This window comes from Streptomyces flaveus (genome assembly GCF_014647675.1).
Taxonomy (GTDB): Bacteria; Actinomycetota; Actinomycetes; order Streptomycetales; family Streptomycetaceae; genus Streptomyces; species Streptomyces flaveus.
Genome location: NZ_BMPQ01000002.1, coordinates 642,040 through 657,526, shown reverse-complemented (window position 1 = coordinate 657,526; position 15,487 = coordinate 642,040). Strand labels below are relative to the sequence as shown.

The following is a 15,487-nucleotide window of genomic DNA, read 5'->3' as shown; positions in this document are numbered from 1 at the left end:
CGCCCCCACCTGCGTACTGGCCTCAGAACTTGTTGCGCGGCGTGATCCCCAGCGACATCCCCGACAGCCCCCGCTGGCGGCCGCCCAGCTTGCCCGCGATCGAGCGCAGGGCCGAGCCCGCGGGGGAGTCGGGGTCGGTCAGGACGACCGGCTTGCCCTCGTCGCTGCCCTCGCGGAGGCGGACGTCGATCGGGATGCTGCCCAGCACTGGGACCGTCGCGCCGGTCGTGCGCGTCAGGCCGTCGGCGACCCGCTGGCCGCCACCCGTGCCGAAGACGTCGACCATCTCGCCGCAGTGCGGGCAGGGCAGACCTGCCATGTTCTCGACCACGCCCACGATCTTCTGATGAGTCTGGACGGCGATGGAACCGGCCCGCTCGGCGACCTCCGCGGCGGCCTGCTGAGGCGTCGTCACGACCAGGATCTCGGCGTTCGGCACCAGCTGCGCGACCGAGATCGCGATGTCGCCGGTGCCCGGAGGGAGGTCCATCAGGAGGACGTCCAGGTCGCCCCAGTACACATCCGACAGGAACTGCTGAAGTGCGCGGTGGAGCATCGGGCCGCGCCATACGACCGGTGTGTTGCCCGGGGTGAACATGCCGATCGAGATGACCTTCACGCCGTTCGCGGACGGCGGCATGATCATGTTCTCGACCTGGGTGGGAAGGCCGTCGGCGCCCAGCATGCGGGGCACGGAGTGGCCATAGATGTCGGCGTCCACGACACCGACCTTCAGACCGTCCGCCGCCATCGCCGCCGCCAGGTTCACGGTCACCGACGACTTGCCGACGCCGCCCTTGCCGGAGGCGACCGCGTACACGCGCGTGAGCGAGCCCGGCTTGGCGAACGGGACCTCGCGCTCGGCCTGCCCGCCGCGCAGCGCGGACGCCAGCTCGCGGCGCTGTTCGTCGCTCATCACGTCCAGCGTGACGTCGACGCGCGTGACACCGTCGACCGCCTCGACCGCCTTCGTCACGTTGTCGGTGATGGTCTCGCGCATGGGGCAGCCGGAGATGGTCAGGTACACGGTGACCGCGACCGCGCCATCCGCCCCGATATCTACCGATTTGACCATCCCCAGCTCGGTGATGGGCCGATGGATCTCGGGGTCGTTCACCGTCGCCAGCGCTGCGCGCACCGCGTCTTCCGTAGCCATACCAACGATGGTACGGGGCCGCCGCCCACCCTGGAGAAGCCCGTCAGCGGTCGCTTACATCACGTCCGCGCGGGTGTTCTGCCGGGAATACGACCCGTCCGTCGGGGCGTCGCTCCTCCAGCTCCCTGACCAGGTCCTCGAGTTCGGAGCGGATCCAGTCGCGGGTGGCGACCTCGCCGAGACCGGCGCGCAGCGCGGCGATCTCACGGGTCAGATACTCGGTGTCCGCGATCGACCGTTCGTTCTGCTTGCGGTCCTGTTCGAGATTGACCCGGTCGCGGTCGTCCTGCCGGTTCTGCGCGAGCAGGATCAGCGGGGCGGCGTACGAGGCCTGGAGCGAGAGCATCAGGGTCAGGAAGATGAACGGGTAGTCGTCGAAGCGCAGGTCGTAGGGCGCCGCGACGTTCCACAGCACCCACAGGATGATGGCGACCGTCATCCAGAAGAGGAACCGCCCGGTCCCCAGGAACCGAGCGATCCGCTCCGACAGCCGCCCGAAGGCCTCCGGGTCCCACTCGGGCACCATCCGGCGGCGCGGCGGCAGCGGCTGGTCGAGCCGGATGCGCGGGCGTCCGGTGACGCCCATGGGGACCCGCTCGCGGGGGTCGCGCTCAGGACCCATGAGCGACCCCCTGAGCCTCCGCCTCCAGATGGAACTCCGTCTCGCGCCAGTCCTCCGGCAGCATGTGGTCGAGTACGTCGTCCACGGTCACCGCGCCCAACAGTGACCCGCTCTCGTCGACGACAGGCGCCGCGACCATGTCGTACGCCGCGAAGAAGCCGGCCACCACCGGCAGCGGGGCCTCCGGTTCGAGCGGCTGGAGATCATCGTCGACGAGCGCGCCGACCAGCGTGTACGGAGGGTCGCGCAGGAGCCGCTGGAAGTGGACCGTGCCGAGGTACTTGCCGGTCGGTGTCTCGTCGGGCGGGCGGCACACGTACACCTGGGCGGCCAGCGCGGGGGAGAGGTCGGGGTTGCGGACCCGGGCCAGCGCGTCGGCGACCGTCGCGTCCGGCTGCAGCACGATCGGCTCGGTGGTCATCAGGCCACCCGCGGTCCGCTCCTCGTACGCCATCAGCCGTCGTACGTCCGCCGCGTCGTCCGGGCGCATCAGCGCGAGCAGTCGCTCCTTGTCCTCCTCCGGCAGCTCGGCCAGCAGGTCGGCCGCGTCGTCGGGGTCCATCGCCTCCAGGACGTCGGCGGCGCGCTCCTCCTTGAGCTTGCCCAGGATCTCGATCTGGTCGTCCTCGGGCAGTTCCTCGAGGACATCGGCGAGCCGGTCGTCGTCGAGGGCCGCGGCAACCTCCGCGCGCCGCTTGGCCGAGAGATGGTGCAGCACGTTCGCGAGGTCGGCCGGGCGCAACTGCTCGAAGGTGGCGAGGAGGCTCTCGGCGCCCTGCCCCTGCTCCTCGAGCGAGAACCCGGTCACGGCGGACCACTCGACGGTCAGCGTCTCCCCCTTGGACCGCCGAAAGGTGCCGGCCTTCCCCTTCCGTACGAAAACCCGGTCGATCTCCCAGTCGCGGCGGGCCGGCAACTGCTGGACCGACACATCCAGGACCGTCACCTCCTCGTCGGTCTCGACGAGATGTACGCGCCGGTCGAGCAGTTCGCCGATGACGAGCCGCTCGGTGGGCCGCTGCTCGAAGCGCCGTACGTTCAGGACGCCGGTGGTGATGACCTGGCCCGACTCGATGCCGGTCACCCGCGTCATGGGCAGGAAGATGCGCCGGCGCGTGGACAGCTCGACGACGAGACCGAGCAGTCGGGGCGGGCGTCGTCCGACGCGCAGCATGGCGACGAGATCACGCACCCGGCCCACCTGGTCGCCGTTCGGGTCGAAGACGGCGACGCCGGAGAGGTGTGAGACGAAGATCCGGGGAGCGCCTGCGGCCATGCCGCACACCTCCTCCCTACTTACCGATCTCTTATCGATATATCCGCTTTTGCGGGCTTCAGGCTAGCCCGTCCCGACTGGACGCGCCCTGGTACACAGCCTGGACGGACCGCCTCCGGAGTGCGCAGACGGCACAGGTACGCTGCCGTACGCCGTTGAGGACTCCCGCACGAGAGGCGCCCCCCCACCTGTGTCTGCATTTCTCCAGGGCCGTACCCGCCGGGCCGCACTCATGAGCGCGATATGTGCACTGGCCGTGACGGGGACAGGGCTGACGGGGTGCGGTGACGAGGACCCGAACGCGGGCACGAACGGGGTCGGCAAGCTCTCCGCCGAAAAGATCCAGGCCAAGACGACCCAGGCGGCCCGAAGTGCGGACGCGGTCCATCTCTCGGGCTCGGTCGTCAGCAACGGGCGTACGTACAAACTCGACATGCGCCTCAAGGCCGACGGCGGCACCGGTTCCGTCACCACACAGGACACGACCTTCCGGCTGCTGCGGGTCGGCGAGCACCTGTTCCTGAAGGCCGACGCGGACTTCTGGGCCGACGAGGACGACAAGGGCGGCGAGGGTGGCGAGGGGGAGGACAGCGACGCGGACGCGGAGGCCGCCGAAAAACTCGGCGGCCTGTACGTGAAGGTCCCGCAGGGCGACCCCGCCTACCAGCGCTTCACCGGCTTCACCGACAAGGATGTGCTCCTCGACGGCCTCCTCACCCTCCACGGCACCCTCGCCACGGACGGCCACCACGAGCGCTCCGGCATCCGCACGATCCGCATCACCGGCGACAAGGGCTCAGGCGGCACCCTGGACGTCTCCCTGGAGGGCAAGCCCTACCCCCTGGTCCTGGCCCGAGCAGGCGGCGCGGGAACGATCCGCTTGACCGACTGGGGCAAGGACTTCCCCCTGGAGGAACCGGCGAAGAACGAGATGGTGGACTACGGCCAACAGCTGCCGGAGTCGTAGGGGCTCACAAGCGCCCCGTCAGGGGCGCGGGGAACTGCGCGACCAGCCACAACGAACCCGCACCCAAAAAACTGCCTGCCAGCGCAGCTACCTCCGCTTGCGCCCACGAAACAGCAACCGATGCACCCCCGCCGGGACCGGCCCCCGCGTAATCGCCGGCGAAGGCGCCGGCACAGCCGCAAGCGACCCGTCAGGCAGCGGCGCCGTATCCCCCGTCGGCTCGAGGCGAAGCACCCGACACTCCCGAGCCCACCGCTCCGGCATGGCCTCGCCATCCGGAGCGTTCAGCCGCTTGCCCTTCAGCTCGCCGACCGCGGCGTCCCACTCGGGGGACCCGGGTGCCGGCTCCACGACTTTCGCCGCCCAGGAGACGAGCCGCCCGCCCTTGTCCTTGCTGCGTACGGTGACCAGCGCCTCGCCCCCGTCGACCAGCCCCGGCAACGGCTGCTCACCGGGCCCGTCCCCGACCAGGCACACGGCGCCCTCGAACCACACGTGCCACAGGGCACGGTCCGGCTCCGGTGCGCCACCACCCCGCACCCACACGAGCGCGGACTTCTTGGTGGCCTCCTCGACGAGGGCCTGGTCGAGCAGCTCATCCGTCATGGCAGCAAGGGTATCCAGCCCGCTCACAGCCACCCGTTGCGCTTCAGCGTGCGGTGGATCGCGAAGCAGATCCCCACCGTGACGCTCAGCACCAGCGGGTACCCGAACTTCCAGCGCAGCTCCGGCATGTAGTCGAAGTTCATGCCGTAGACGCCACACATCATCGTCGGCACGGCGATGATCGCCGCCCAGGACGTGATCTTGCGCATGTCCTCGTTCTGCGCGACCGAGGCCTGGGCGAGGTTGGCCTGGAGGATCGAGTTGAGCAACTCGTCGAACCCGACGACCTGCTCCTGCACGCGCGCGAGGTGGTCGGCGACGTCGCGGAAGTACTTCTGGATGTCGGGGTCCACCAGCCGCATCGGCCGCTCGCTCAGCAGCTGCATGGGCCGCAGCAGCGGGGACACCGCCCGCTTGAACTCCAGCACCTCACGCTTGAGCTGGTAGATCCGCGCCGAGTCGACACCACGCGAGGTCCCGCCCTTGCGCCCCGGCGAGAACACCTCCGTCTCGACCTCGTCGATGTCGTCCTGCACGGCGTCCGCGACCGCGATGTACCCGTCGACGACATGGTCGGCGATCGCGTGCAGCACGGCCGACGGCCCCTTGGCGAGCAGCTCGGGGTCGTCCTGCAGCCGGTGCCGCAGTGCCCGCAGCGAGCCCTGCCCGCCGTGCCGCACGGTGATGAAGAAGTCCCGTCCGGTGAAGCACATCACCTCGCCGGTCTCCACGATCTCGCTGGTGGCGGTGAGTTCGTCGTGCTCCACGTAGTGGATGGTCTTGAAGACGGTGAAGAGCGTGTCGTCGTAGCGCTCCAGCTTGGGCCGCTGGTGGGCGTGCACCGCGTCCTCGACGGCGAGCGGGTGCAGCCCGAACTCGCGGGCGATGACGGCGAATTCGTCCTCCGTGGGCTCGTGCAGCCCGATCCAGGCGAAGCCGCCGTCACGGCGCACCTGGAGCATCGCCTCATGAGGCGTGAGGGGAGTGGGGAACGCGACGCGAGCGCCGTCGCGGTAGATGGCGCAGTCCACGACAGCCGAGTTCGTCCCGGCCGCGCGGGTGGTGTCGTACGTACCGCCGTCCTTGCGCAGCGAGGGGCGGACCGCGGCGCGCAGGTCTCGGATCATCGACATGGCAGGCTCCTTCGCGTACGAGCCGCCGGCAACGGTTGGAACTGCCCGGAATGGGGACGTCCTGACTGAGGATGTTTGGCACGTCCGCAAAGCGGGAAGCACCGCACCGTCGCGGTGGCAGCTTCGCTACTGATACAGATCAGACAGATCAGGCAAAAACGAAGTGCTCTTCCGTCATGCACCGACACGCGTGACGCGAGTACGGGAGGCGGCAGCCAGTAGAGCTCGGTTTTGAGGAACTCAGCAGCCGGAAGAGCGGGTAGTACTACACGGTCGACTTCGATCCATGGAGCCCCACCTCCTCCGGCCGGTCCCCCGTAGGGGAGATCCATCCCCCGTAGGGGAGTGTCCGTGCGTCGGGACTCGAGAGCGACGCTTCTGCGTGCTGCCCCGACCAGCGGCCAAGACTATCAGTCGACTGGCGTGTCAAGCCGCTTCTTTGGCCTTGCCGTTCCCGGGAACCGGGCAGAAACCCCCGAAAAGGCGCAGCATATGCTCGCCGTATGGCTGATGTTCTTCCCTTGGTGGAGGCCCGGTTGCGCACCGCGCTGGGCGAACCGGACGCGCGCGCCGCGGTCACCTTCCTCGGCACGGACCGTATCGAGGTGCTCCGCTTCAGCGGCGGAGCCGCCGGGGAAGAGATCGTGCGCTACGCCACGCTCGGCATGTCCGCGCAGCCGATGACCGACCCCACGGCGGCCCTCGCCGACCCGCTCAGGGGCCCGCGCGCCGAACTGGTCCTCTCCGTACGCGCGGGCTTCGCCGACACCGACAAGGTGCTCCGCCCGCTCGCTGTACTGGCCGCGTCTCCGCAGGTCGAGGGGCTGGTCGTGGCCCCCGGAGCCTCGCTGGACGTCGGCGAACCCCTGTGGCCGGGTGCCCCGTTCACCTCCGTACTGGTCGCCGAGCCGGGTGGCCTCGTCGAGGACCTGGACCTGGACGAGCCCCTCGATCCCGTACGTTTCCTGCCGCTGCTCCCGATGACGCCGAACGAGGCGGCGTGGAAGCGGGTGCACGGCGCGCAGGCGTTGAGGGAGCGCTGGCTCACCGGCGGAACGGATCTGCGCGATCCCTCGCGCGGATCCGTGTCCCTCGATTGAACCGAACCGTCCGCTGGCATCAGCCAGTTGGGAATGTCACACTCGTTCAGTCGGCGGCGACGTGGCTCGCCGGACGGGTGATCGTCCTTGACGCGGCGACAGCCGGGGAGGACCGTTGGGGCCTATGAGGGGCGAACCCAGTTGCCCGAAGTGTGGTGGCCGGGTCAGGGCTCCCGGACTCTTTGCCGATTCCTGGCAGTGTGATGTGCACGGCCCTGTGCACCCACTGCAGCCCGTGATCCCGCCCAGCGTCGAGGCCCTCAGCGTCGTGGTGCACCGTGCGCACGTACCGGTGTGGATGCCATGGCCCCTGCCCGTCGGCTGGCTCTTCACGGGTGCGGCCTTCGCGGGCGACGACCGCAGCGGCGGCCGTGCCACGGCCGTGGCCTGCTCGGGCCCGGGTCCGCTCGGCGGTATAGGAGAGCTGGTGCTCATCGCCGAGGAGCTCGGCGTCGGCCTCGGCGCGCGATACGCGGGCATGGACGGCCCGGACCCGGGCCCGTACATGAACGTCGAGAAGCCGCCCCAGGCGAAGGTCCTCGCGGCGGGCCGCCCGACCCCCCTCTGGCTCGTCTCCGGCACCCCCGACGACCGCGCCGTCTTCGCCGGCGAGGCACTCGGCCTGTGGCTGTGGGCGGTCGTCTGGCCCGAGCAGTCGGGCCTGCTGATGTACGACGAGCTGGTACTGACCGACGTGCGGGACGCGGGCGCGGAGGTGGACCTGCTGCCGTGCGGGGCGCTGTCACCGCGCATTCTCGAGCCCTAGTACGGCGCTCAGGGGCGCGGCCGGGGGCGGGTGCGGCTCCCGTTACCCTGGAGTGCCCCCTTCCGCCCGGTCAGAGCCTGGAGTCCGCGCTCGTGCGCATTGATCTGCACACCCACTCCACTGCCTCCGACGGTACGGACACCCCCGCCGAGCTGGTGCGCAATGCCGCCGCGGCCGGTCTGGACGTCGTCGCGCTGACCGACCACGACACCACCCGCGGTTACGCCGAGGCCATCGCCGCGGTTCCGGAAGGCCTCACCCTCGTCACCGGAGCCGAACTCTCCTGCCGTCTCGACGGCGTGGGCCTGCACATGCTGGCGTACCTCTTCGATCCCGAGGAGCCCGACCTGCTGCGCGAGCGTGAACTCGTACGCGACGACCGGGTGCCGCGGGCCCACGGCATGATCCGTAAGCTCCAGGAGCTGGGTGTGCCGGTGGCCTGGGAGCAGGTGGCGCGGATCGCGGGCGACGGGTCCGTGGGCCGGCCGCACATCGCGACCGCGCTGGTCGAGCTGGGCGTCGTGCCCAGTGTCTCCGACGCCTTCACGCCCGACTGGCTCGCCGACGGCGGCCGGGCCTACGTCGAGAAGCACGAGTCGGACCCCTTCGAGGCGATCCGGCTGGTCAAGGCCGCGGGCGGCGTGACCGTCTTCGCGCATCCCGCCGCGGCCAAGCGGGGCCAGGTCGTGCCGGAGTCCGCGATCGCCGAGCTCGCGGCGGCCGGACTCGACGGGATCGAGGCCGACCACATGGACCACGACCCGGCGGCCCGGGCCCGACTCAAGGGCCTGGCGGCCGAGTTGGGGCTGCTGACGACCGGGTCCAGCGACTATCACGGCAGCCGCAAGACGTGTGTACTCGGGGAGTTCACCACGGATCCCGAGATCTACGGGGAGATCACGCGGCGGGCCACTGGGGCGTTCCCGGTGCCGGGCGCGGGCGGGGCCGCGGGAATCTGACCCTCCCTGCCCTGTCGCACCCCTTCCCACACCAAGGCTCACTGTGTTCGACCTCGCCGTTTTCGGCTCACTCTTCCTCACCCTCTTCGTCATCATGGATCCCCCGGGGATCACCCCGATCTTCCTCGCGCTCACGTCCGGACGACCGGCGCGGGTGCAGAAGCGGATGGCGTTCCAGGCCGTCTGCGTGGCCGGCGGTGTGATCACCGTGTTCGGGCTGCTCGGGCACCAGATCCTGAACTACCTCCATGTGTCCGTGCCCGCGCTGATGATCGCGGGCGGCCTGCTGCTCCTGCTGATCGCCCTCGACCTGCTCACCGGCAAGACGGACGAGCCCAAGCAGACCAAGGACGTCAACGCCGCCCTCGTACCCCTGGGCATACCGCTGCTCGCGGGACCGGGCGCGATCGTGTCCGTCATCCTCGCGGTGCAGAAGGCCGACGGCGTCGCGGCACAGATGGCGGTGTGGACCGCGATCCTCGCCATCCATGTCGTGCTGTGGGTGGTGATGCGGTACTCGCTGCTGATCATCCGCGTCATCAAGGACGGCGGGGTCGTCCTGGTGACCCGGCTCGCGGGCATGATGCTCTCCGCGATCGCGGTGCAGCAGATCATCAACGGAGTCACGCAGGTGATCCAGTCGAGCTGAGCGGAGCCGGACATGCAGAACCCCGTACGGCATCGATGCCGTACGGGGTTCTGAAGTGTGCTGTGCTCGGGCGTCCGCGCGTTACGAGGCCTGAGACTCGGCCGGGCGGATCAGGATGCGCTGGCCGATGGCGGCGGCCTGCTGCACGATCCGGTTGACGGAGGCGGCGTCCACGACGGTCGTGTCCACGGCGGTGCCGTCGACGTCGTCGAGGCGCATGATTTCGAAGCGCATATGGCTTCTCCCTTCGTCTGGTCATCCTCCTGAAGGAGAACTACTGGTAGGTGGAGCACGGGGCGTCTGTGCCCTGCGTTCTCTAACGAGTCAACGGGATGCCAGTTACAAACATTCCCTACGCTAAATAAATTTTTCGAACGCCTAACTACCTGCTGGTAATGGACCGCTTGTGTTCACACAGTGACGTCCTGCGACAATGAGGCGCATATGAATGACGACTTCGCGGGAACCGACGCACTGGCTGCCCTCAGTGCGCGTATGGACCGCACGAACGAGCTGCTCCAGCGCATGCTCGCCGAGGTGGCGAAGACGCCGTCCACCCATGCGATCTTCGTCGACGCCGGTTACCTGTACGCGGCCGCGGGCCGGCTCGTCGCCGGTACGGAGGACCGCCGGGCCTTCGATCTCGATGCCGAGGGCCTCATCGAGGCGCTCATCGACAGGGCTCGCACGATCTTCGCGGACAGCAGGCTGCTGCGCGTCTACTGGTACGACGGGGCCCGCCGCCGCATCCACACCGCGGAGCAGCAGTCCATCGCCGAGCTGCCCGACGTCAAGGTCCGGCTGGGCAACCTCAACGCCAACAACCAGCAGAAGGGCGTCGACTCCCTGATCCGCAGCGACCTGGAGTCACTGGCCAGGCACCGCGCCATCAGTGACGCCTCACTCATCGGGGGCGACGAGGACCTGGTCTCCGCGGTCGAGGCGGCGCAGGGGTACGGGGCGCGCGTCCACCTCTGGGGCATCGAGGCACCGGAGGGGCGCAACCAGGCGGAGCCGTTGCTCTGGGAGGTCGACAGCCAGCGGACCTTCGACCTCGAGTTCTTCAAGCCGTACGTCTCCCGGCGCACCGCCGCCTCGTACGAAGCCTCGGCCGGGGCGCGGCCCACGCGGGAGGACGTGCGGTTCGTGGGGGCGCAGATCGCCGCGCAGTGGCTGGGGGCGCGAGGGCGGGAGGCACTGGCGGACCTGCTGCCCGGGCATCCGTATCTGCCCGGGCCTGTCGACCAGGATCTGCTGGTGGAGGCGGAGGGCTTGCTGCAGTACTCGCTACGGGGGCAGGCGGATCTGCGGCGGGCGTTGCGGGACGGGTTCTGGGGGCACTTGCAGGCGCAGTACTGAGTCTTTGAGTCTTTACTTGGTGAGTCCTTACTTGGTTTGGTACTTGGTTCGGTCGGTCCGGTTCCAGAAGGTGGCCAGGGCTTCGGCCGTTTCCAGCGGGCGGTCCGAGTTGGGGGAGTGCTCGGCTCCCCGTACGACCGTGCGGTGGGCCTTGAGGCGTACGGCCATGTCGTCCAGGAGGGGCACCGGCCAGGTGTCGTCGCGTTCGCCCGACAGGACGTGAAACGGGATCGGTACGGCGGCCAGTTCGGCGACGCGGTCGGGTTCCGTGCTCAACTGGCGGCCCGCGGCGGTGAGTTGAGCGGGACTGTGGCCGAGCCAGCGCTGCCTGAGATCTTCGAGGTCGTCGAGTCCGGCGTCCAGGTCCTGCTGGTCGGCCGCGTCCTCCGGGGGCTCCAGCGCCTGGATCGCGTCCCACACCTGCGCCATGTCCATCACGGCGAGCGCGTCCCGCAGCAGCTTGACGCGCAGCTGTTGCGAGGGGGAGATCTCGGCCGGCCCCGAGGCCATGAGGGTGAGTGAGCGGAAGCGGGTGGAGTCGAGCAGTACGGCGGCCCGGGCGACCTGTCCGCCGAACGAGTGGCCGACGAGGTGGACACGGTCCTGCGGCGGGTCGGTGGGCGTGTCGGTGAGCGCGTCGACCTGGGCGAGTACGTCCCGCGCCAACTCGGCCTGCGCGTACGGGGCTTCGTCGTCTCTTGGACCGGGCGTCTCGTACTGCCCCCGTCCGTCCACGGCGACGGTCCGGTATCCGGCCGCCGCCAGCGGTTCGTGCAAGGCGATGAAGTCCTCCTTGCTGCCGGTGAACCCTGGCAGCAGAAGCGCGGTTCCCTTTGCTTCGACGCCGGGTGCCGCGGGGGCGTCGATCACAGCGAAGTCACCGCGCGCGGTGCCGAGCCGATACGCACGAGCGCCGGGCGGGGGGACGAAGGTGGCGGGCCTGCTCATGAGGAGGAGGGTATCCGGGGAAGCTGTCGGGCGGATTGCGGGGCGAGGTGGGGCCGTTTTCGAGTTACGGCAACGGCAACGGCCCGGCCCCAAGTGCTGGGGCCGGGCCGTCGGAGAGAGGCTCAGCTCTCTGCTGCCTCGGTGGCTGCCGCCGTCTTGCGCGTGCGACGGCGGGGCTTCGCCTCCGGCGCCTCGGCGTCGACGGGCGCCGTGGCCGCTGCCTTGCGCGTACGCCGCGGCTTGGCCGGGGCCTCGTCCGTGACAGGCTCGGCCGCCTGCGCCGGGATGCCGGCCTCTGCCGCCTTACGGGTACGGCGACGCGGCTTCGCCTCGGTCGCCTCGGCCGTGTCCACGGCGACCTCAGCAGCGGCCGCGGTCTTCCGCGTACGGCGCGGCTTGGTCTGAACCGCCTCGACCGCTGTGCCTTCCGCCGTGTCCAACGCGGCCTGAGCCACCTTGCGCGTGCGGCGACGCGGTGTGGCCGCGGGCTCCTCGGTCACCTGGGCCGGGATGTCGGCCTCGGCGGCTACGGCAACCTTGCGCGTACGGCGGCGGGGCTTCGTCTCGGCCGACTCGGCCACCTCGGTCGCGATGGCCGTGCCGGCCGCGGTGTCCACGGCCGTTTCGGCGGCCTTGCGAGTGCGGCGGCGGGGCTTGGCCTCGGTCACCTCCGTGACCTCAGCGGCCTCCTCGACGACGGTGACCGCTGACTCCGCGGTCTCCGCCGTCTTACGCGTACGACGCCGGCGGGGCTTCGTCTCGGCCGGCTCCAGCGGCTCTGCCGTCGGCTCGATGGCCTCCGGCGTTGTTCCCTCGGCCGTGGCGACAGCCGTCTCGGCGGCCGACTCCCCGGTGCGCGTGCGGCGGCGGCGACGCGGCGTACGCGGCTCGGCGGCCGGGGCCTCCGCAGCTTCCGCAGGAGCCGTCGTGTCCGTGGCGTCGAGCGGCGCACCGTTGCGCGTACGGCGGCGACGACGCGGCGTACGCGCCGGGCGCTCACGCTCGCGTTCCGGGGCCGAGGAGCGCCCACCACGACCGTGCGCGCCACGCCCGCCGGTCTCGCCGAGGTCCTCGACCTCCTCGGCCGCGAGCCCGGCGCGAGTGCGGTCGGCGCGGGGCAGGACGCCCTTCGTGCCCGCCGGGATGCTCAGCTCCTCGAAGAGGTGCGGGGACGTGGAGTACGTCTCCGGCGGGTCGTTGAAACCAAGCGCCAGCGCCTTGTTGATGAGCTGCCAGCGCGGGATGTCGTCCCAGTCGACGAGCGTGATCGCGATGCCCTTGGCGCCCGCGCGGCCCGTACGGCCGATGCGGTGCAGGTACGTTTTCTCGTCCTCGGGGGACTGGTAGTTGATGACGTGCGTCACGCCCTCGACGTCGATGCCGCGCGCGGCCACGTCGGTGCAGACGAGCACATCCACCTTGCCGTTGCGGAACGCCCGCAGCGCTTGCTCACGCGCCCCCTGGCCGAGGTCGCCGTGGACCGCGCCGGAGGCGAAGCCGCGCTGCTGCAGCTGGTCGGCGAGGTCCGCCGCCGTCCGCTTCGTACGGCAGAAGACCATCGCGAGCCCGCGGCCGTCGGCCTGGAGTATGCGCGAGACCAGCTCGGGCTTGTCCATGTTGTGCGCGCGGTAGATGAACTGCGCGGTGTTCCGGACCGTCTGGCCCTCGTCGTCCGGCGCCGTGGCGCGGATGTGCGTGGGCTGCGACATGTAGCGGCGCGCGAGACCGATGACGGCGCCCGGCATGGTCGCCGAGAACAGCATCGTCTGGCGGCGGGCCGGCAGCATGTTGATGATCTTCTCGACGTCGGGCAGGAAACCCAGGTCGAGCATCTCGTCGGCCTCGTCGAGGACGAGCGCGCGCACGTGCTTGAGGTCGAGCTTCTTCTGGCCCGCGAGGTCAAGGAGACGGCCCGGGGTGCCGACGACCACGTCGATACCCTTCTTGAGGGCCTCGACCTGCGGCTCGTACGCCCGGCCGCCGTAGATGGCGAGAACGCGTACGTTACGGACCTTGCCCGCGGTCAGCAGGTCGTTCGTGACCTGCGTGCACAGCTCGCGCGTGGGGACCACGACGAGCGCCTGCGGGGCGTCGGTGAGCTGCTCCGGCTCGGCGCGGCCCGCCTCGACGTCCGCGGGAACCGTGACGCGCTCGAGGAGCGGGAGGCCGAAGCCCAGCGTCTTGCCGGTGCCGGTCTTGGCCTGGCCGATGACGTCGCTGCCCGAAAGGGCGACGGGGAGCGTCATCTCCTGGATGGGGAAGGGATTGATGATGCCGACGGCTTCCAGGGCCTCGGCTGTCTCGGAAAGGATTCCGAGCTCTCGGAAAGTAGTCAGGGTGCTGCCTCTTCTGTGTGTATGCGGTGCGAGGCGAGCGCGGGGGTCGTGTAGGGACCGTGCCGGGGACGTCGGCCGCTCTTGACCAGCGGGCCGGGTGGCATGGGACCACTGCCGACGCTCGAGCTCTCGTACCGCTGAGGGTCCCTCCGTATGGTCCGTATGCTTCTGTGCCGTACGGGCGAGGAGGGCTGTCGGGTCGGAGCCGATCGGGCCACCGACCGGGCATCCTCATTCGTGCGGCCCGTCGAGTTGGTCGAGTTACGTAGATCAACTCAGCGGGCGCATTACCACCATACCCCGGAATCGCGCATATGCGATGGTCGATTTGGTCACGTAGTGGTTGTCACACTGACTGACCAGGGACTTCCGTGTCGCTGTGAGCGGGCTATTGTGCGCTTCATGACGACGCCTGACAACGCTCCCGACGCATCCGCCGACCACACCGGAGTCGCCGCCCAGGACTGGACGAAGGCCTCCGTCGACCCTCAGTACCGCGCAGCGGTCGTCGACCTGCTCGGAGCGCTCGCGTACGGGGAGTTGGCGGCGTTCGAGCGGCTCGCGGAGGACGCCAAGCTGGCGCCCACGCTCGCCGACAAGGCGGAGCTCGCGAAGATGGCGTCGGCGGAGTTCCACCACTTCGAGCAGTTGCGGGACCGGCTCGCGGCGATCGGGGCGGAGCCCACGGAGGCGATGGAGCCGTTCGTCGCGGCGCTCGACGGCTTCCACCGGCAGACGGCGCCGTCGGACTGGCTGGAGGGCCTCGTCAAGGCGTACGTCGGCGACTCGATCGCCAGTGACTTCTACCGCGAGGTCGCGGCGCGGCTCGACGCCGATACGCGGGCTCTGGTCCTGGCCGTACTCGATGACACGGGGCACGCGAGCTTCGCCGTCGAGAAGGTGCGCGCCGCGATCGACGCGGACCCGCGCGTGGGCGGACGGCTCGCGCTGTGGGCGCGACGGCTGATGGGCGAGGCCCTGTCCCAGTCGCAGCGCGTGGTCGCCGACCGGGATGCCCTGTCGACGATGCTCGTCGGCGGTGTCGCGGACGGCTTCGACCTCGCGGAGGTCGGCCGGATGTTCTCGCGTATCACGGAGGCACACACCAAGCGGATGGCCGCGCTGGGCCTCGCGGCCTGACACTCCGCCCGGTCCGGGCGAGGGGCGCGTCAGCGGTCCTCGCCCGAGTCCGGAGTCACACGGTCGCCGAGTGGCGGCGGAGTCTTCCCGCGGGGCGGACGAGGAGGGACACGGACGCCGTGGCGACGGCCACCGCGCCGATGAGGATCAGCAGAAGGTTTCCACCCAGCGCGCTGTGTGTGAGGAACGCGCCGAACAGGCCCCCGGCGGCGCCCGTCGACAGGACCAGGCGGCGGGCGGGCAGGCGGTGCGGCAGGCGGTACACCGCCAGCCAGGCCACTGCCAGACCGAGGATCACGGAGCCGAGCGCTTCCAAGAACATCTGGGGGTCCCTCCCGCACGGCGGTGTGCACTTCGGTCGTAGCCCGTCATACCCGTGACCTGCGGAATGCAATCCTTCCCTGTGGGTGACTTGTGCTCAATCTGTGAAGCGCGCGGACGCGTGGAAACAGTGTGGAGTGGGCATGGGA

Annotated in this window: 16 protein-coding genes; 7 read left to right on the top strand and 9 right to left on the bottom strand. The window is 70.0% G+C overall.

The annotated features are described in order from the left end of the window. Nucleotides 1–22 precede the first annotated feature (22 nt). The 3 genes from IEZ21_RS06280 to IEZ21_RS06270 are packed head-to-tail and all read right to left on the bottom strand — an operon-like array spanning nt 23 to nt 3,054. Nucleotides 23–1,156, bottom strand: coding sequence for an Mrp/NBP35 family ATP-binding protein (locus IEZ21_RS06280; RefSeq protein WP_189320834.1), 1,134 nt, complete (start codon nt 1,154–1,156; stop codon nt 23–25). A 43-nt stretch (nt 1,157–1,199) separates the two neighbouring features. Next, nucleotides 1,200–1,778: a DUF1003 domain-containing protein gene (locus tag IEZ21_RS06275; protein ID WP_189320833.1), complete on the bottom strand. Its 579-nt coding sequence runs from the start codon at nt 1,776–1,778 to the stop codon at nt 1,200–1,202. Then, the gene (locus IEZ21_RS06270; RefSeq protein WP_189320832.1) at nt 1,768–3,054 is read right to left on the bottom strand and encodes a magnesium transporter MgtE N-terminal domain-containing protein; all 1,287 of its coding nucleotides are present in this window, start codon (nt 3,052–3,054) and stop codon (nt 1,768–1,770) included. Before IEZ21_RS06270 ends, IEZ21_RS06275 begins: the two co-directional genes overlap by 11 nt. A gap of 190 nt (nt 3,055–3,244) precedes the next feature. On the opposite strand from IEZ21_RS06270, the gene IEZ21_RS06265 reads away from it, so the two are divergent. Next, a complete protein-coding gene (locus tag IEZ21_RS06265) occupies nt 3,245–4,021 on the top strand; it encodes a hypothetical protein (protein WP_189320831.1) in 777 nt (258 codons plus the stop codon). Nucleotides 4,022–4,108: 87 nt separating this feature from the next. On the opposite strand, the gene IEZ21_RS06260 is transcribed toward IEZ21_RS06265, so the two are convergent. Both IEZ21_RS06260 and IEZ21_RS06255 read right to left on the bottom strand, forming a co-directional pair. After that, nucleotides 4,109–4,627, bottom strand: a complete 519-nt coding sequence (locus IEZ21_RS06260) for a hypothetical protein (RefSeq protein ID WP_189320830.1) — start codon at nt 4,625–4,627, stop codon at nt 4,109–4,111. 23 nt (nt 4,628–4,650) lie between these two features. Continuing rightward, nucleotides 4,651–5,760 (bottom strand): magnesium and cobalt transport protein CorA, encoded by a 1,110-nt coding sequence (locus IEZ21_RS06255; protein WP_189320829.1) that lies wholly within the window; start codon nt 5,758–5,760, stop codon nt 4,651–4,653. A gap of 503 nt (nt 5,761–6,263) precedes the next feature. On the opposite strand from IEZ21_RS06255, the gene IEZ21_RS06250 reads away from it, so the two are divergent. The 4 genes from IEZ21_RS06250 (at nt 6,264) to IEZ21_RS06235 (ending at nt 9,234) form a co-directional block, all read left to right on the top strand. Next, complete coding sequence (locus IEZ21_RS06250; protein ID WP_189320828.1) at nt 6,264–6,860, top strand: suppressor of fused domain protein; 597 nt, start codon at nt 6,264–6,266, stop codon at nt 6,858–6,860. Between the two features lie 124 nt (nt 6,861–6,984). Then, the gene (locus tag IEZ21_RS06245; RefSeq protein ID WP_189320827.1) at nt 6,985–7,626 is read left to right on the top strand and encodes a DUF6758 family protein; all 642 of its coding nucleotides are present in this window, start codon (nt 6,985–6,987) and stop codon (nt 7,624–7,626) included. A gap of 92 nt (nt 7,627–7,718) precedes the next feature. Continuing rightward, the gene (locus IEZ21_RS06240) at nt 7,719–8,585 is read left to right on the top strand and encodes a PHP domain-containing protein (protein ID WP_189320826.1); all 867 of its coding nucleotides are present in this window, start codon (nt 7,719–7,721) and stop codon (nt 8,583–8,585) included. A 43-nt stretch (nt 8,586–8,628) separates the two neighbouring features. Next, entirely contained in the window at nt 8,629–9,234 is a 606-nt protein-coding gene (locus tag IEZ21_RS06235) for a MarC family protein (RefSeq protein ID WP_189320825.1), read from the top strand. Between the two features lie 81 nt (nt 9,235–9,315). On the opposite strand, the gene IEZ21_RS06230 is transcribed toward IEZ21_RS06235, so the two are convergent. Continuing rightward, complete coding sequence (locus IEZ21_RS06230) at nt 9,316–9,468, bottom strand: DUF8834 family protein (RefSeq protein WP_169786184.1); 153 nt, start codon at nt 9,466–9,468, stop codon at nt 9,316–9,318. Nucleotides 9,469–9,678: 210 nt separating this feature from the next. Between IEZ21_RS06230 and IEZ21_RS06225 the strand changes: the two genes are divergently transcribed. After that, entirely contained in the window at nt 9,679–10,593 is a 915-nt protein-coding gene (locus IEZ21_RS06225; protein ID WP_033319978.1) for an NYN domain-containing protein, read from the top strand. A 27-nt stretch (nt 10,594–10,620) separates the two neighbouring features. On the opposite strand, the gene IEZ21_RS06220 is transcribed toward IEZ21_RS06225, so the two are convergent. Next, nucleotides 10,621–11,541, bottom strand: a complete 921-nt coding sequence (locus IEZ21_RS06220) for an alpha/beta fold hydrolase (RefSeq protein ID WP_189320824.1) — start codon at nt 11,539–11,541, stop codon at nt 10,621–10,623. Nucleotides 11,542–11,663: 122 nt separating this feature from the next. Further along, a complete protein-coding gene (locus tag IEZ21_RS06215) occupies nt 11,664–13,787 on the bottom strand; it encodes a DEAD/DEAH box helicase (protein ID WP_246567300.1) in 2,124 nt (707 codons plus the stop codon). A 492-nt stretch (nt 13,788–14,279) separates the two neighbouring features. On the opposite strand from IEZ21_RS06215, the gene IEZ21_RS06210 reads away from it, so the two are divergent. After that, nucleotides 14,280–15,017: a ferritin-like fold-containing protein gene (locus IEZ21_RS06210; RefSeq protein WP_078491746.1), complete on the top strand. Its 738-nt coding sequence runs from the start codon at nt 14,280–14,282 to the stop codon at nt 15,015–15,017. A gap of 55 nt (nt 15,018–15,072) precedes the next feature. Here the strand turns inward: IEZ21_RS06210 and IEZ21_RS06205 are convergent, their stop codons facing one another. Then, on the bottom strand, nt 15,073–15,339 hold the full coding sequence (locus tag IEZ21_RS06205; protein WP_189320823.1) for a hypothetical protein: 267 nt from the start codon (nt 15,337–15,339) through the stop codon (nt 15,073–15,075). Between the last annotated feature and the right edge of the window lie 148 nt (nt 15,340–15,487).

Coding starts and splice junctions, on each gene's coding strand:
- IEZ21_RS06280 (WP_189320834.1), bottom strand. CDS start 1,156: ATGGCTACGGAAGACGCGGTGCGCGCAGCGCTGGCGACGGTGAACGAC.
- IEZ21_RS06275 (WP_189320833.1), bottom strand. CDS start 1,778: ATGGGTCCTGAGCGCGACCCCCGCGAGCGGGTCCCCATGGGCGTCACC.
- IEZ21_RS06270 (WP_189320832.1), bottom strand. CDS start 3,054: ATGGCCGCAGGCGCTCCCCGGATCTTCGTCTCACACCTCTCCGGCGTC.
- IEZ21_RS06260 (WP_189320830.1), bottom strand. CDS start 4,627: ATGACGGATGAGCTGCTCGACCAGGCCCTCGTCGAGGAGGCCACCAAG.
- IEZ21_RS06255 (WP_189320829.1), bottom strand. CDS start 5,760: ATGTCGATGATCCGAGACCTGCGCGCCGCGGTCCGCCCCTCGCTGCGC.
- IEZ21_RS06250 (WP_189320828.1), top strand. CDS start 6,264: ATGGCTGATGTTCTTCCCTTGGTGGAGGCCCGGTTGCGCACCGCGCTG.
- IEZ21_RS06245 (WP_189320827.1), top strand. CDS start 6,985: ATGAGGGGCGAACCCAGTTGCCCGAAGTGTGGTGGCCGGGTCAGGGCT.
- IEZ21_RS06230 (WP_169786184.1), bottom strand. CDS start 9,468: ATGCGCTTCGAAATCATGCGCCTCGACGACGTCGACGGCACCGCCGTG.
- IEZ21_RS06225 (WP_033319978.1), top strand. CDS start 9,679: ATGAATGACGACTTCGCGGGAACCGACGCACTGGCTGCCCTCAGTGCG.
- IEZ21_RS06220 (WP_189320824.1), bottom strand. CDS start 11,541: ATGAGCAGGCCCGCCACCTTCGTCCCCCCGCCCGGCGCTCGTGCGTAT.
- IEZ21_RS06215 (WP_246567300.1), bottom strand. CDS start 13,787: ATGACGCTCCCCGTCGCCCTTTCGGGCAGCGACGTCATCGGCCAGGCC.
- IEZ21_RS06210 (WP_078491746.1), top strand. CDS start 14,280: ATGACGACGCCTGACAACGCTCCCGACGCATCCGCCGACCACACCGGA.
- IEZ21_RS06205 (WP_189320823.1), bottom strand. CDS start 15,339: ATGTTCTTGGAAGCGCTCGGCTCCGTGATCCTCGGTCTGGCAGTGGCC.